This window comes from Chryseobacterium sp. MP_3.2, assembly GCF_035984805.1.
Lineage (GTDB): Bacteria > Bacteroidota > Bacteroidia > Flavobacteriales > Weeksellaceae > Kaistella.
The window spans coordinates 215,932-232,062 of record NZ_JAXCHW010000003.1 but is presented as its reverse complement, the minus strand read 5'-3'; the positions used below and the strand labels follow the sequence as shown (position 1 = coordinate 232,062).

At 33.7% G+C, this 16,131-nt stretch carries 10 protein-coding genes and 1 pseudogene; 4 read left to right on the top strand and 7 right to left on the bottom strand.

Translation table 11 applies throughout. The features are described 5' to 3' along the window. Positions 1 to 95 precede the first annotated feature (95 nt). A pseudogene (locus RCH13_RS06820) lies at positions 96 to 665 on the top strand (IS30 family transposase); the annotation flags it as partial. 301 nt (positions 666 to 966) lie between these two features. Here the strand turns inward: RCH13_RS06820 and RCH13_RS06815 are convergent. The 6 genes from RCH13_RS06815 to RCH13_RS06790 all read right to left on the bottom strand — a co-directional run bounded on the left by RCH13_RS06815 (position 967) and on the right by RCH13_RS06790 (position 8,388). Beyond that, the gene (locus RCH13_RS06815) at positions 967 to 1,311 is read right to left on the bottom strand and encodes a hypothetical protein (RefSeq protein WP_326986487.1); all 345 of its coding nucleotides are present in this window, start codon (positions 1,309 to 1,311) and stop codon (positions 967 to 969) included. 2 nt (positions 1,312 to 1,313) lie between these two features. Next, entirely contained in the window at positions 1,314 to 2,195 is an 882-nt protein-coding gene (locus RCH13_RS06810) for a hypothetical protein (RefSeq protein WP_326986486.1), read from the bottom strand. A 126-nt stretch (positions 2,196 to 2,321) separates the two neighbouring features. Beyond that, complete coding sequence (locus RCH13_RS06805) at positions 2,322 to 2,681, bottom strand: hypothetical protein (RefSeq protein WP_326986485.1); 360 nt, start codon at positions 2,679 to 2,681, stop codon at positions 2,322 to 2,324. Positions 2,682 to 2,928: 247 nt separating this feature from the next. Next, positions 2,929 to 3,276, bottom strand: a complete 348-nt coding sequence (locus RCH13_RS06800; protein WP_326986484.1) for a hypothetical protein — start codon at positions 3,274 to 3,276, stop codon at positions 2,929 to 2,931. Positions 3,277 to 3,294: 18 nt separating this feature from the next. Then, positions 3,295 to 6,183, bottom strand: coding sequence for an EndoU domain-containing protein (locus tag RCH13_RS06795; RefSeq protein WP_326986483.1), 2,889 nt, complete (start codon positions 6,181 to 6,183; stop codon positions 3,295 to 3,297). Between the two features lie 3 nt (positions 6,184 to 6,186). After that, positions 6,187 to 8,388, bottom strand: coding sequence for a hypothetical protein (locus RCH13_RS06790; RefSeq protein WP_326986482.1), 2,202 nt, complete (start codon positions 8,386 to 8,388; stop codon positions 6,187 to 6,189). Positions 8,389 to 9,331: 943 nt separating this feature from the next. On the opposite strand from RCH13_RS06790, the gene RCH13_RS06785 reads away from it, so the two are divergent. From RCH13_RS06785 to RCH13_RS06775, 3 genes are read left to right on the top strand one after another with little or no spacing between them, the layout of a single operon-like run. Continuing rightward, the gene (locus RCH13_RS06785) at positions 9,332 to 10,741 is read left to right on the top strand and encodes an ELWxxDGT repeat protein (protein ID WP_326986481.1); all 1,410 of its coding nucleotides are present in this window, start codon (positions 9,332 to 9,334) and stop codon (positions 10,739 to 10,741) included. Beyond that, complete coding sequence (locus tag RCH13_RS06780; RefSeq protein WP_326986480.1) at positions 10,741 to 13,593, top strand: SusC/RagA family TonB-linked outer membrane protein; 2,853 nt, start codon at positions 10,741 to 10,743, stop codon at positions 13,591 to 13,593. Before RCH13_RS06785 ends, RCH13_RS06780 begins: the two co-directional genes overlap by 1 nt. A gap of 11 nt (positions 13,594 to 13,604) precedes the next feature. Beyond that, entirely contained in the window at positions 13,605 to 14,990 is a 1,386-nt protein-coding gene (locus RCH13_RS06775; RefSeq protein ID WP_326986479.1) for a RagB/SusD family nutrient uptake outer membrane protein, read from the top strand. A gap of 54 nt (positions 14,991 to 15,044) precedes the next feature. Here RCH13_RS06775 and RCH13_RS06770 read toward each other — a convergent pair whose 3' ends face one another. Then, positions 15,045 to 16,064 carry a T9SS type A sorting domain-containing protein gene (locus tag RCH13_RS06770; RefSeq protein WP_326986478.1) on the bottom strand — a complete coding sequence of 340 codons (1,020 nt, stop codon included), beginning with the start codon at positions 16,062 to 16,064 and terminating at the stop codon, positions 15,045 to 15,047. Positions 16,065 to 16,131 lie beyond the last annotated feature (67 nt).

Here is a 16,131-nt window from a genome sequence, read left to right as displayed (position 1 = left end):
TGGTCAATTTGCTCCGAATCTTGGTGGTCAGTTTACTCCGGAACAGGTGGTCAATTTGCTCCGAAAATTGGTGGTCAATTTGAGCGTTTTTTCCAGGTAGACAACAAAAAAGGTCAAATGTAAAAGACAAGCGAGGCGCAATAATAGGCAGAATAGGTATAGATAAAAGACCAAAAATAGTGGAATTCAGAAGCAGAATTGGAGATATAGAAGTAGATCTAATGATGGGAAGCAATTATAAATCTGCTTTGCTGGTGATGACAGATAGAACCACATTGATAACGATGATAGAGAAATTGAAAAGTAAAAATGCAGAAGAAGTTTATCAGAAAATGAATAAAAGACTCACAAGATTTAATAGTTCCTGGATAAAGACCATCACTTTTGACAATGGGAAAGAGTTCGCCTATCATCACAAGATCGGCAAAGACCTAAATGCGTCTACTTATTTTACAAGACCATATACCTCACAAGACAAAGGAACTGTGGAGAACCGAATCGGCGTCATCAGAAGATTTTTTCCAAAGAAAACGGATTTAAGAAACATATCAGATGAAAGAATAAAAGAAGTAGAAAAATTACTAAATTACAGACCTATTAGAAAATTTAATTATAAAAACCCAATCGAAGTCCTACAAAATAAAATTGTCGCACTTATAGGTTGAACATGGCTTTTAATTCTATTTTGTATTTATTAATTAAATTCTGATTCATTTTACTTATTTTAAATTATTTAAAAAATGGATGTGCTGTTTCAATTATACCATTTCTAATTTGAAATTTCACTTGTACACCATCCGTCATAGTGCCAATCCACGCAGTATTTTCATCAAACTTTTTTTTCTGAAAGCTTTTGCTAATTCTTGCTGTAATTTTTCTTTTGACCAATGATCCGGGAAAAAAGTACTCATTCACATTTACTTTGCATCCTCCGTTTATTTAAATAATAAAAATATAATTAGTAAGTTAAAATTCTTTCCAAACCAATAAAAGATTTTTGATATCCACTAATGGAAAAACATCAAATCCAGTAATCACATTCTGATCATTTACGTCATAAACTTTTAAACCTGTAGGAGTTAATTCTGCGTGAAATGTATGAATACTCCAATCAGGATCTTCGATTGAATTAAAATTTCCAGCTAAACACCTATTTATATCATCAACAAATTCATCTATATTTTCAGAAGATTCCCATAAAGATATAAAGGTTGACAAATAATCACTTGAACGCATTTCTTTTAAACTTGTATTTTGTTTTGTTAAAGAAATCCCATACTTTTTCAAAACTTGTTTGTATTCTTCTTTCATATTTAAAAATATTTAGGATAAATTGATGCCATTTTGCCTGTATTCATATCTCCTCCATAAAACATTACTTCTATGGGATGACCATCTGTAGCACGACATTCATATATTATTGTTATTTTCCCTTTTTTATCAATCCCTTTAACAATCCCCAAAATAGGTGGAGTTTTTAATTGTCCAATAACGTAAGCCATTTCTTGATTAATTCTATCTGTACGATAAGAAAGAGGCCAAAAAACATTATCTGATTTTTTTGTCTTAAAGTGATTAGGAGGACTAGAATTAGCCACTTTCCACTTCTCACCAGTTTTTGGATCTATTTCAATCATATTTATTCTAATTTTTCCTCGTAAATAACTATCATTTTGATTATTAGGATTACTATATTTAGGTGGAGGATTTTTCCAACCAATTTCTCCTGCATTAGGAGAACTTTTTAATACAATTGCATTATGATAACCAGTAATTTCAACACCTGTTGGACCTGAATTATTTAAAATAAGCTTCACATCACCTGTATGAATATGATTTATTAATTCTAAATTATGTATAATTTTATTATGATTTTTGAGAAAATTAATATCTTTTCTTAGATTCTTTAAGTCATCTACAATTATTTCCCAGCTTTCCTGTATCAGATAAGGATTTGTCTGTAACTGATCTAGCATAATTTTGTTGCCTTCAAAATCAAACATAAAATCTAATTGGTTCTTTTCAGACATCAGAATTACTTCACTATGTACAGATGGATGAGAAATTCTAATATCGTTGATAAAGTTATTCAAATCCTGCAATAAATCGTCTATACCATTTAAAGCATTTCTTAAATCATTGTATTCCGACCCTGAAGGTATATTCTGCCTCAAGTGTCTTGTAGCTCTTTTCAAGGCTCTTTTTGCTAAAAGATCGCCTGAAAAAGTAAGCAGCTCTAAGATAGAAAGCCAGTGATTTCAAAAAAATTAACATCAATTTCAAAGAACAACAACTCTTGTATAAATTTTATACGTATAATTTTACTTTGCCAAAAAATCTCGCCAAACTTCTACAATGACTTTAAAATCGGAGGTTGGTAATTGGAAATCTGGCGAAGAATTTTCATTTTCATAAAACTTATCCTGTTCGTCATAAATTTTTGTAATTTGAGTAGTAATTATTGCTAATTGTAAACCTTGTGATGGAAAAAACATATCTCCCTCTAGAGGTTTATTTATTACATCCTTAATAGCATTTAATAACTGAGTGGAGCCACTAACATCGTAAAAATCAGTAATAAAATTATCTAAAAATGTATTTGTAAAACTCATAAATTTATGATCAGTATTAAAAATATTCTTAATACCAAATTGTATTTTGTATTTTGATATAGTACTCATATTCTAGTTATTTGGCCAAGCCGTTATTATTTCATTAATAAAATCAACGTTCATATTATTATTCCCCTCTTTTACACAAATTGTTATCAGCTTTGCATCACTCATTTGTCCAACATATTTGTTACCAGAAACATAACGTTTTTGTTACATATGCCAATGCAATATTATCTAACAATTCTTCTTTTGTCCAATCCTGCCGGAACATATCGTTATTGATGTACCCATGAAATAAATTATTTCTATAATTTTACTTTGCCAAAAAATCCCGCCAAGCTTCTACAATAACTTTAAAATCAGAGGTTGATAGTTCAAAATCGGGGGCAATATTATTGTTTTCTTCCCAATGATATAAATCTTTATATATTTTTGTGGTTGTCTTTGTAATCTTCGCTAGATAAAGACTTTGTGTATCCCAACCACCATAACTTTTTTCTCCGGTAAATACTGAATTAACTTCATTAACTAGTAGATTAGCAATAGTGGGGTAATAATGATCCCCAATATATAGAGAAAGCCAATCGTTAATCGTTTTTATACTTTTCCCTAAAGGATTATGTATGTAAAAGCTTACCTGATATTTTTCTAGTGCGTTCATTTTTTTGATTTTTAGTATTTATCTTCTTGGCCAAACTGTGGCGATTATTGTTGTAGCATCAATATTTTTACTATTCCCATTAATACAGATTACCAGGATTTTCCCATCACTCATATTTCCCCAAAATTGATTTCCACTTCTAAAAACATTGGTTGTAAAAGCAAGTGTTATATTTTCTAATACTTCTTTATCCTGCCATTTTAATGGGAACATATCATTTATTCCACCATTTGCAGTTTTAGGAATATAAACTCCAAATTGATTTTTTATTTCAACTTGTGCACTATAATAGCCCCTAGGATCGTAATTGTTAATGGTGTTTTCAATTACACGACCAAATTCATTTTGGTTTGTATTTCCAAAAATATGATGCCATCCACTAACAGATGTTCCAGTATTATTATGATGTCCTTCAAGAATATGCTGCCTTAATCTTGCACATCTGGCATCTTTTATAATAAAATTATATGACTTTAAAAATTTTATATTTTTTCTATATAGTTTTAAATAAGATACTTCTAACCAATCATCAATTATATTTATTTCATTTTCCAATTCTGTGAGATAACTATTCTTCCCTTTAAAATCAAACATAAAAGCAAATTTATCTTCTTCATTGGCAAATGCTTCTACTTTTGTGTAAACTTTATTGTAATTATTTTGTAGTAAAAATTGCTTAAATTGGTTAAATTCTTCAATAACGTCATCAATCCCATTTATAGCATTTCTAATCCCATTGTATTCCGTTCCATTTGGTATTGCTTGCCGTAATCTTCTCGTTGCTCTTTTAAAAGCACGTTGCGCCAATAAATCAGCAGAAAATGTAAGCATCTCTACAGCAAAAAGCCAATGATCTATTTCCTGACAGAGATTATAGTCTGGATCATTTTCTGGTGGAGCTTCTTCGTCCCTAAAAATTGCACAATTATTAGTCGCAAAATTAAAGATAAAATGCGAAGCAAATAATACAGATTGCGCTGCTGCAAATCCTTTGGCTACATTTGCAATAAAGGCTACTTCTTCTGCTGCAGTAAGACCACCGGCAAGATATTTTCTAAATTCCCCTGCTTTTGTAAGATAGCTTATAGCTTTGTATTCACTAATTCCCAAGAAAGATAATGCGATATCCAGCCCCAATCCAAGCCCAGTCTTTATATCACTGTTATCACCTTTGCTGTCTGCATACATCAGATAGAAAATTGGCGTAGCTCCGTTTTCTTTGGGTACGCTTACAATGGTATCATCTGCATTGGTTTGTTTTATGGTTACAGGCTGGTAAATGTGGTAATAGCCTCTTATTGCTTCGCTGCCTGGTGATGCGGGAACTTTTTCTATAGATTTTATCTTATGAAGACCATAAAGGTTATAAAAATCAAAATCATAATTGTCAATATACCCCAACGCAGTTTTTGTAGATTCATAATTAATGATTCTTGTTGCTGCAAGATCTCCACCTTGGGGGGTTGCAATAGCCTGATAAGGTGTATAAGTAAATAATTTCAGTGCGTTTGCTGCCACTAATGGCAGCTCGTGATTAGGATTATATTTGCTTTCCGACCAAAGATCGTAAACTGCTTGAACATATTTTCCTCGCGCACCCATTTCATCATCACCAAAAAATAAAGTATCATCTATTTTTCTATATAAGACCTCAAAAAGTGTTTTTGATGAGTCTGCATAATATCTCGGTTGGGAAACTAGATAATCAAGAAAATTATTAATTTCATTATATACAGGATTGCCAATTGTATCTTCTCTGTAAAAAGACCGTATGATTTTTATAATTAATTCTTCTTCGGTAAGATTGGTCCCGTTATAAATGCTCCATTTCCCACTAATAATTAATTCTGTCTTTAGTATGTCTTCTAAGAGTTTTATTTTATAATCATACGAGAGTTCGGCAATTTCATTCTCGGTAAAGAGGCTTAATACTCTGATCCGCACATCCATCTTTTCTATAGAATAGAAATTATTTTCCACTCCTTTTGCCCAGTAGTAAAATTCTATTAATCTCACATATAATAGATTAAAATATCTTTCATTATAGGATTTATGATAAAATGTCTGGGCATTTCCCGGTAACGTACTTTCGGAGTCCTGATAATTGATAATATTAAAATGAATTTCAAATAACTGAAAGAGATTTATGTCTGAACTTTTTAGATAATTTACTAGTTTACTGTTTTTTAAAATTTTAAAAAACATGTAGGAAATATCTTCAATAATAGGAGCGTCTTGTGTGAAATCAAAATAAAATTCCCCCGTTTTTTCGTTTCTATATTTTTTATCAGCAACTCTGGAACGATAGTTCTTAATTTGTTCTTCAGAATCTATGGAAATTTTGAGAAAATTCTCAGATTTATAATCTTTTAAATGCTGTATTCCTGAGTCGAAGTTCTGATTGCTACATAAGTTTCCTTTCACTATTGTACCACTTTCATTACATTTTACCTTTTCATCAAACGTAAAACTTCTTTTTTCTATAGTATAATAACCATTATTCGATTCATAGATAATTTTTTCTGTTACTAAAATGACAGGAGTTCCGTTTTCTATACCTTTTCCTGTTGAAACTCCATTACCATATATATTTGCTGGATCTAAATGTACAGGAACATTATCAGCTTTAAAAACATTACTTCCAAGAGGAGAATAATAGGTATCAGCAAAAAAAGTATCTTTTGTAGGTATTGCATTCTGCCAAAAATCTTTTGCTTTAGCATAATAAAGAAATTCATTTGTTTTTGAGTTGTGTAGGGCAATATATGTAATATTCTCTTTCGTAAACATTAATACTCGACCATCTCTATTAAATACGATAGGAACATCTGCATTATATGTTGGAGAACCAGTTATTGTATCTAAATAGGTAATATAACCGTTCATTAAAACAACAGCTTCTTTCATAGTTTAAAGTTTTAATTTTAACATTACTAATCCATCTCTTACTAGTCTCGGCATCCACTTGCTATACTGCTCACTTGCAAAAACCATATTATCAATGGTGATTACTAAGACTTTGGTTTGCGGTTCAAAAAATTTAAGATATCCTGATTGATCTTCCCCATTAATACAAAGACTGTATCTTCTGTAAGCAACTCCTTCAGATGATGTAAAATAACTTTCTTCATCTTCCAATTCGTTCTTAAAAAAGAACTTAGGATTATTCAAAGCGTTTGTTTCTATAAGTTCTTTGAAGATGGTGTTTTCTGGTTCTGTAATGCCCAAAAGTTTTTTACTGGGTAAACTGCCGTCTTCCACATGCAGCGATAAGCCTGTAATGGTGTTACCGTCAGTTCCCGTAAAAACTTCGGTTTGCAAATAGTAAGGAGATTCTGGTTTGTAGAAATTGTTCAGATTTTTGCTGTAAGAAATCATACCACTGTTGCTGTTATCCAGATAAGCGGACCCGCTTTGGAAGAATGAGCCTGTATTTTGACGGATATTGTTGAGCAAAGTTTCATAGGTCACTCGTACTAAACTTTGATCCTTATCTTTCATTACTTTATCTTCTACTCTTTTTGTGGTAACAGTAGCAATATCTTTTCCACCTGTTTTGTTTTCAAAATTAATGAGCAAAAGATTCTGATCTACAACATATGCCAGTTGGTGGGTATTTTGAGGTTGCAACAAAGGTTTAGTATTTATGAGCCCAAAAACATCGTCAATATCTTTCATGTAAAATAACTGGGCGGGAACGTTCGGATCTGTAGATTCAGAAGTCACGGATATTTGTTTGCCTTCGTAAATTAGTTGGATGAAAGACGAAATAATATTGTTTCCAGATTTTATAAAATCAAAAGCGATCGGTTTGATAAATTCAGTCGTATTTCCAGAATCTGCTTCCACTAAAAGGTTTTTATCTCTAATAAAATAATCTTCGTGGCTGGTAACAGAAGTATTAAGAATACCTTGCTTTACATAAAGTCCCGCTCCAGCGTAATTATCTGTGCTTAGTTGTAATGCAAGTGGTGGCTGATTGGGGAATTCCCGAACTGGCCAGTTTTCATTAAATTTTTCTTCTATGAAATTAGTTCCGTCTGTGCTCAATTTGATATCAACCGTGTTATTATTTTCTCTTTCTATGTCATAATTTCCATAGAAATTATAAGATCTTTGTCTGCTACTTTGGATGCAGAGATAGGTGGTATTTTTAGTTGAGAATTTGTTAATGAGATTATAAACACTATCCTCGCTCGTTAAAGGATCGGTTTGTGAATTGACGAAAACTTTTCCCTTTCCTTGTGCATGAAGTCCGTAAAAGGAAGCAACATCTAAGAATTGAGTGGCAGATTCCCGAATGAGTTTTTTCTCAAAATCAGAATTTGCACCCGCAGGATCAAGTTTATGATCTGCAGATCGCGCAAATGCGAGGTTTAATTTAAAAGGATTAGAATCGATCTCTATGGTAAAATCGCCTTCATTCAGAACAATATCAATTCCTAAATTCATATCGGCATTGCCAAGATAAGTTCCTTGTGCGATCATTGGCAATTCAAATGCGTTAAGTTCTTGTGCGGTTGGTTCGCCATTTTCTTCTTTTGGGAGAGAAATTTTGAAGAAATATTGGTCAATAGAATCCGTTTCCATTTGTATTTCTTCACCTTCTGCGTCTGAATTAGGATAACCAATATATTTAGAAAATAAAGGAATAGTTTCGGTTGAATTTTGGGAAATAAAATGTTCGAATTCTTCCCGTATATTGTTTACAAAACCAGTTGCAGAAGTTCCTTTGGGAAGAATTTCCTTTTCATTTGTTGTAAGAAAATCAGTTTTTTTAAGCCCACGATAAATAATGTATTTAATTGCGAGACCATTAATTGGTTGGCGAAACGGTCGCAAAATAAGATTCACTTTGGTGTTGTCTTGGCTGTTCGGTTGCAGAAGCACTTGTCCGGAGCAAATAGCAAATACTTTTCCAGAATAACTGATTTTGCTTGTGGTTCTAAAGAAATTTCCAGAATCTACACTACCAAATTTCCCGTCGGTTTCTTGGGAATAAGTACCCGACTTGTCTATAAAGAAAAAAGATTCCGCTATCAATTCAGGACGGATGCTTGTTCCTGTTGGGTCTGATGTTGTATGAAGTGTATTCATCGTTGCTTCTGACATAAACTATTTCTTTTTTAAGTGGTAGTTACTCAAATAAATATCAAAAAGTTAAAAGTAAAGCAGCGCAATAAAAATTATTAGAAGACTTTATAATTTTTTGTTCAAAATTAAAGCCCAATTGATTTTCGAGAAATGATTAGTGTGTTTTATTTTACGAGATAAATTTTTAATTATTCAATTCATTTGTGATTCTCAAATCTAAATATAATTTCGCAATTAAAATCAGCATTTTTTATTAAAATATTCATAAATTTTGAATAATGTAAAATAATTAATTGTTATATTTTGAGTGTTAGGTATTTAGATTTTTCAGATAAGAGTGGATTTTTAAAAGATAGGAGGAAATGTGCATTATGTTTTACATAATGGCCATTATAGGTTTTTTTATTATCAAATTATTACATGAACAACTTTTAGATCAAAGAACTCTTTTTAAAATATTCAAAAGTTCGCAACATCAATACCATTTATGAGCTTATACTTTTAGTCCCCCGCTTCAAAAATCGGGGACTAAATTAAGTGTTGTTTAGGATGCTTTAGGGATATGTAGTGTTGTTTAAAATTTTGTAAAACGCTTAAAATCAAATAAATGATTGTTTATGATGCCGTAGTGTTGTTTAACTTTAATCCCTGTGGGTCTACTATTTATTCGATAACGCTTTGATTTTCAAAGCGTTATCTTTGTTTAAAGCAGAATTCGTTTTATATCATTGTATCGAAAATACGAGTGCGACTGTAACAAATAACCTTTTAAACACGTGAGGATCAATTTAAATAGCAATGAGTTTTCGATTAATTACACCAAACTTACATCAATCCTACTCTCATAAATTTCAAAGATTTTCTATAATTAAGGTTTAAATTTATCCATAAAAATTAATCTTTCCGTGAGATTTTTTTTACTTTTACTATAGAAACAATATTTTAATTAACATTTTACATCATGAAACACATCTATATTTTCTTTGTAATCATTTCTCAATTATGCTTTTCTCAGATTAATTTGGTGAAAGATATTAGAAGTGGTACCACCAGCTCGTTGCTTTCGGGATTTGTGGAGTATCAAGGTCAGCTCTATTTTAAAGCTACTGATGGGGTTAACGGCTCGGAATTATGGAAGAGCGACGGCACAAACTCTGGAACAGTATTGGTCGCAGATTCTAATCCGGGATCGTCCAGTTTTAACCCCTCAAATTTGACTATTTTTAATGGAAAACTTTATTTTTCTGCTTTAACCGCTTTAAATGGTAGCGAAATTTACAGCTATGACGGCAGTGTAATTTCTATCGCCGCAGACATTAAACCTGGAAGCGCTTCCTCCTCACCTGGATTTATAGTGTCTTTTAACGGAAATCTCTATTTCCGAGCGCAGGAAGCGACCAGTACCCTTTACCGATTGTATAAATTAACCCCAAGTAATACTTATTCTGTACTAGATAATACGAACTTAGTAGGAACTTCTGCTGCAGTTTTAGGCGCTCAACTTTTATTTTCAGGTGGAAACATTGCCGGAAACACACAGCTTTACAGAACCGATGGCACCACTATTTCCTTGGTGAAAACAATAAATCCAACTGGAAGTGCTACCGTAAGCAATCTCTATACAGCGCCTACTTTAAACAAAACTTTTTTCGAAGCCACGAATGGAACAGATGGAAAAGAAGTTTGGGTTACAGACGGAACGACTGCAGGAACAATGATGGTTGCTGATATCAACCCTACTGGAGACAGCAATCCTTCAGATTTTTATGAACATAATGGCAAAGTTTATTTTCAGGCAGCTGCATCTACGGGAAATATAGAATTATGGAGTACAGATGGAGTAACTAAAACTTTGGTAAAAGACATCAACCCTACCGGAAATTCCCTGCCTTCTAATTTTCTCACCTTTAACAATTTCTTATATTTCTCTGCAAATGATGGAACTTCTGGCTCAGAATTATGGAGAACAGACGGAACTGCAGCGAACACCACTTTGTTTTTAGATATCAATCCAGGAGTTGGTAATGCTTCACCTTCAGATCAAATTTCTTTTAATGGAAGCATTTATCTAGCAGCCGACAATGGCACTACAGGAAAAGAATTATACACCATTTCCGGAAGCACGCTTGGGGTGAAGAATATTCCCAAAGAAAAGCTCACCATATTTCCTAACCCGTCAAACGGTACTATAAATTTGAACCGAAAAATCTCCGGATCTTACCAAATTTATTCTTATGCCGCTGCCTTAATTAAAAGTGGAGTACTCCGAAATTCCACTACATTATCGCTACAATTGCCCGCAGGAAGTTATTTGATGCTTCTGGAATCCGAAGGATTAAAAACTACTTTCCCTATTATAATTAAAAAATAATGCGAAAACATTCATTTCTCCTACTGGTGCCTGGTCTTTTTTTTTCTCAACAGACTACAAAGAAGGATACAATCGGAGAAATTGCCATAAAAGAAGTGGTGATTACTTCATCTTATGGTACGAAGAAACTGAAAGAAGAGGTTGTAGGTTCAATTGTCAGCATCAACGCGAGAGAAATTAATACTTCTCAGGCCTATGAAAGTATTGACAAAATGATTATTGGTTTAACACCAGGTGTTCAAATATCCGGAGGTTCAGAATTAGGGAAACCTGTTGCAATTAACATCAGAGGACTTGGTAGTTTGGTCGGTTTAAACGGAAATAATCTGGGAACTTCTACACAACCCTTAATCATCATCGATGGCATTATCATTAAAGAGGATAAACCTTTTGACGCGCAGTTTTTTAACGGAGTCGGTGATTCTGAACTTAATTTCAATTCCCTCGCTCGGGTTTCAACAGACAATATTGAAAATATCAGCATTTTAAAAGATGCAGCTGCCGTTGCACTTTACGGAGCTGATGCGGCAAACGGGGTCATCATTATTACGACTAAAAAAGGAAAGAAAGGAAAACCAAAATACAGTTATACTTCACAATTTGGAGTTTCTGCTCCAATCAATAAAGTAAAATATCTAAATGCTCAACAATACACAGAACTTTACAGCGCGTACAGAAAAAATAATGGGCAATCTTCCATTTTAAATAACGGTGTAGATGTGGATTGGTTTGAGGTGATGAATCAACCTGGTGATTACTACAAAACCAACTTTGGCGTAAATGGCGGTAAAAACAATTTTACCTACCGCTTCGGCCTTGATTATTCCAAAAACAACGAAGCTAAACTTATTAATAATCTAGAGAAAAAAGGAATTGATGCTACAATAGGTTTTGACTGGAAAAAATTGAATATTTCTCTTTACACGCAATATAGTGAACTGGAAAAAGAGGCGCCTAATCAATTTTTTAATTTCATTTTAGCTCCTAATTTCCCTATATATAACAGTGAAAGAAATTATTCTTTAACTGGCACGAAGGGTATTCCAAATCCTTTGGCAGCAGCAAATCAAAATATAAGCAACACCAAAAGCAATTCGCTACTTTCCAGTATTAATGTTGGTTATGAAGTCTTTACAAATTTCAGAATAAGCTCCATTTTTGGTGTAGATTATTCTAAAAAAAATGATGTTAACTGGCGATCCGGTCTAAACGAAAGTGGACAGCGCAATGGGAATTTTATAATTGATAATGTCGCCTATCCAAATAATGGAACCAGTATTCTAAAAAATTCAAAATACTTTAAATGGAACTGGAGTGCGCAAGCGAGTTACCAAAAGAGTTTCGGAGAAAAACATTCCTTGGATGGTATTTTAGGAATCGAGACCCGCGCTGACGAAGACGACAAGAATTATGAAAGTGGCCGAAACTTTATCAACTTCTCACAATACCAATTGCCCTCTCAAGCTGCCCAATACATTGATTTTAATAATTTAAATGATCCCAATGATGATGTTTTAATTTACGGCTATACCACTAAAAAATTGACTTCTAAAAACAGAGGTAGAAGTTATTTTTTGCAGGTCAATTATGACTATGCTAAGAAGTATTTTTTCTCCGGTACCGTTAGAAGGGACGAAAGTTCTGCTTTTGGAAATGACATCAATGCCGCATTTAACGGCGGTGCTGGTTTATCATGGGTTATTTCTAATGAAAAATGGATAAAGTCCCAGACCTGGATTGATTTTTTAAGGTTAAGATCATCCTGGGGAATTACAGGAAATTCCAGAATTGGTTCTTATCGTTCTTCGGGATTGTACAATATTTATCAAAATGGATTTGAATATGATTTTGATTACGGTTATCCAGATTCCGGCTCCCCCAGAAATGCAGAATTGGGCTGGGAAAAAAATGAAAAATACAATACTGGACTGGATTTAAATTTCTTTAAAAAGATAGAAATTACGGTCGAGTTATTTAGAAATAATTTGTCTGATATGATTGTCAGTAGAGAAGTTCCCCTAGAAATAGGCTATACGTCTGCACAAATAAATGGTGCAGCAATGTACAATCAGGGCATAGAATTTTCTACAAAAATTAATTGGTTTAAGAAGAAAAACTTTATCTGGACCACCAATTTCAATATTTCTACCGTTGAAAATAAGGTAACGGATCTTCTTGGATTCGGTACACCCTATTCTATTGCTTCGAACGCAAGAAGTCAGAAAATAGGAACTTCTACTTCAGCAATTTGGGGATACGAGTGGCTTGGCGTAAATCCGGAAAACGGACAGGATTCTTTTTTAATAGATGGCGTTCCTACAGACGCAAATAAAATTACACTTTCTACTGCAAACTGGAAAATAATAGGTAATTCACAGCCAGATGCCATTGGCGGCTTACGCAACAGTTTGACTTACAGAAACTTCAACCTCTCATTTTTATTTAATTTCGAATGGGGCGGTGATCAATTGATATTAGGCGAATTAATTGACCAGCATCGGATTTTGTCTAACCGAAATATGAGTGTAAATGCTTACGATTACTGGTCTCCAACTAATCCTAACGCAAGTAATCACATTCCTAAAAATAATAATAGAATTGTCCCGAACAGTACAAAATTTCTGTATGACAACACCTTTATTAAATTTCAGAACGTGAATTTGTCTTATCGTTTACCATTCAGACCCGTGAAATCATATGTCATTAAAGAAGCCAGTATTTTTTTAGATGCTACCAATTTAGGCTATTGGTATAAACAAAAATCTCCTGCTGGGAAAAATGGCATCCGGGAATTTCGGTACCTCTATCCGGAGATGCGAACCGTAAGCCTAGGCTTTCGAATGAATTTTTAAAAGATGAACCAATGAAAAAACTTCTTTATTTAACATTGCTCCTGTCTTTTCTAGGATGCAAAGATTTTTTAAATGTGGAGCCCGTAGAACAGATCTCAATTAACACCCAGCTTTCTACAAAAAATGGAGCTTTGGTTGCTTTAAATGGCGCTTACTACAAAACGAGAACGACCTTACTGACTGATTCATTTTTTGCTTATGCCGATCTCTTAGGCGGAAATATAACTTTCACTCCAAGTACATCTAATGGAACTATTTCTATTCCACCATTTGTAAATCAGATTTATAATTTTGCAGATGAGAAAAGCGATAGTGATCTCGCATCTTTCTACTCCGGAAGCTATGAAATCATTAATAACCTTAATCTAATTTTAGAAAATTTAGATCAAATAGCAGATGCAACCAGCGGAGAGAAAAACCAAATTAAAGCAGAATGTTTAGCGCTGCGGGCATTTATTCATTTTAATTTATACAAAATTTACGCGCAGAATCATACTTTCACCGCAGATAGCAACCATTTAGGCATCGTCTACAACACCCGTCCTCTAAAAGTAGGAATTGATTATCCAGCACGGGAAACAGCTTTTAGATCCTTGGAGCTTTTAACAAACGATATAGAAAGCGCCATTCCACTTTATACTTCGGGTAAAGCAATCCCTGCAGGTTTCGAATATCAGTTTCTGAATGTAAATGCGGCCAAATCTTTAGCAGCAGAAATAGCACTCTGGAAAAACGATTGGCAAAAAGCAATCAAATGGAGTGATGAAGTCATTAACAATCCTGGTAAAACATTAACCCCAACTGCAGAACTTTCCACGAATTGGGCACAATCTGAAAAAATATGGGATTTACCAAGGACAGACGAAAATGATAATATGCTCGGCTCCCTATACAATTTTACCAGCAATTCTCAGTACTCCAAATATGCTGTATCTGGTGATTACACGCAATTATTAGAAACAAACGATGCCCGAAAAAATATTTTGGAAACGAAGACCATCCGATCAAAATTATACACCTTCACCACTAAGTACAAAAATATATCTGGACTCATTTATCGACTTACAGAACTTTACTTTATTCGAGGTGAAGCATACTTAAAATCCGGTAAAAATGATCTGGCAAAGGCAGACATCAATAAGATCAGAGCAAGAGCAGGCCTTCAACCTCTGGAGATTCTGACCATCGATGATCTTTTGCTGGAAAAGCGCAAAGAATTTACTCATGAAAATAAATATTTTTGGGATTTGATGAGAAATCAGAAAAATGTATTGCGCAACTTGGGTTGTATTTCTACGCAGTGTAACCTAGCTTATCCGAATAATAAATTTGTAGTTCCCATTCCGCAACAGTCCATTGAAATTAATAATAACATGATTCAGAATCCTGGATATTAAAAACGAAAAAGACCTCCTGCGAGGTCTTTCTTATTTTACGTTAATCTTATTAGACTACTCTTTAATTATTTTTGCAGAAGAAATCTTTCCGTTGTTTTGCACTTTCACAAAGTAAATCCCTTTTGTTAATTCACCTACAAAAATCGGCTGGTTATTTTCTGCACTCAATTTTTTTACCAACTGACCTGCGCTATTGAAAATTTCTACACCAGAGGTTCCTTTTGCCAGAACTCTGAACTGATCATTAACTTTGGTATTTGATAGAATTTTAGAATCACCTTTTACATCAGTCACCTTCAGCGTAGCTCCAACTACCTCGGCCCACGTTGATCCCATTCTTAATTCATCCAATTCCCAAATTCCAGTATTTGTGGAATTTCTCAGGGCAAAACTTTCAATTTGGCTTTGTTTCGCACTCGTACCAAATGCACTGCTCACCGTAGGACTACCTTCAGAAGAAATTGCAGGATTGATCCAGAGGGAAGAAACACCGGTTGCTCCAGTCATATCATATTTGATGACCACAAAATAAGTAGTATTAATATTATATTCTGCAGGAGTTGCTGACCCGTAAATGTCCGTAAGTCCGGCGCTACCCCCTGTCGTATTCAATATTCCGATATTGAATTTACCGGCAGAAGCTCCTTTTCGCAAAGATAATCTCGCAACAAAACCTGAACTCCCAATGTCCCCGCCAGAAGTTGGAGAAAAATGTGCAGGATATCCCGGTGGCGTTGCTAATGTATTTGCAGAAAAAGAGGATTCATCCGTTACTTTCATAAAGAAGGAAACAAAAGCAGCAGCAGTTTGCGATGTAGTAAATTTTTTATTGGCATCTTCTGTATAAAGTGTAGACATTCCAATTCTGTTACCGGTAGGTGTAGTGGCACCAGCATAATTTAAACTGTTCCCAAGATCAGACGGCGTGGTAAGCATGAGAATCTGCCCCGCTGTTCCGCTGTGACTGGCCCAATTATCTGCCCCGGTAAGCGCACCAGTTCTTGTAAAACCATCATATTGAGCGTTTAATGTTACAAAGAACAAACTCAATACTAAAAAATAATTTATTTTCATAATTTTTGGTGTTTGATTAATTTTATCAAACAAATATAGCTAAAAATCTATAAAAGTTATAATATTG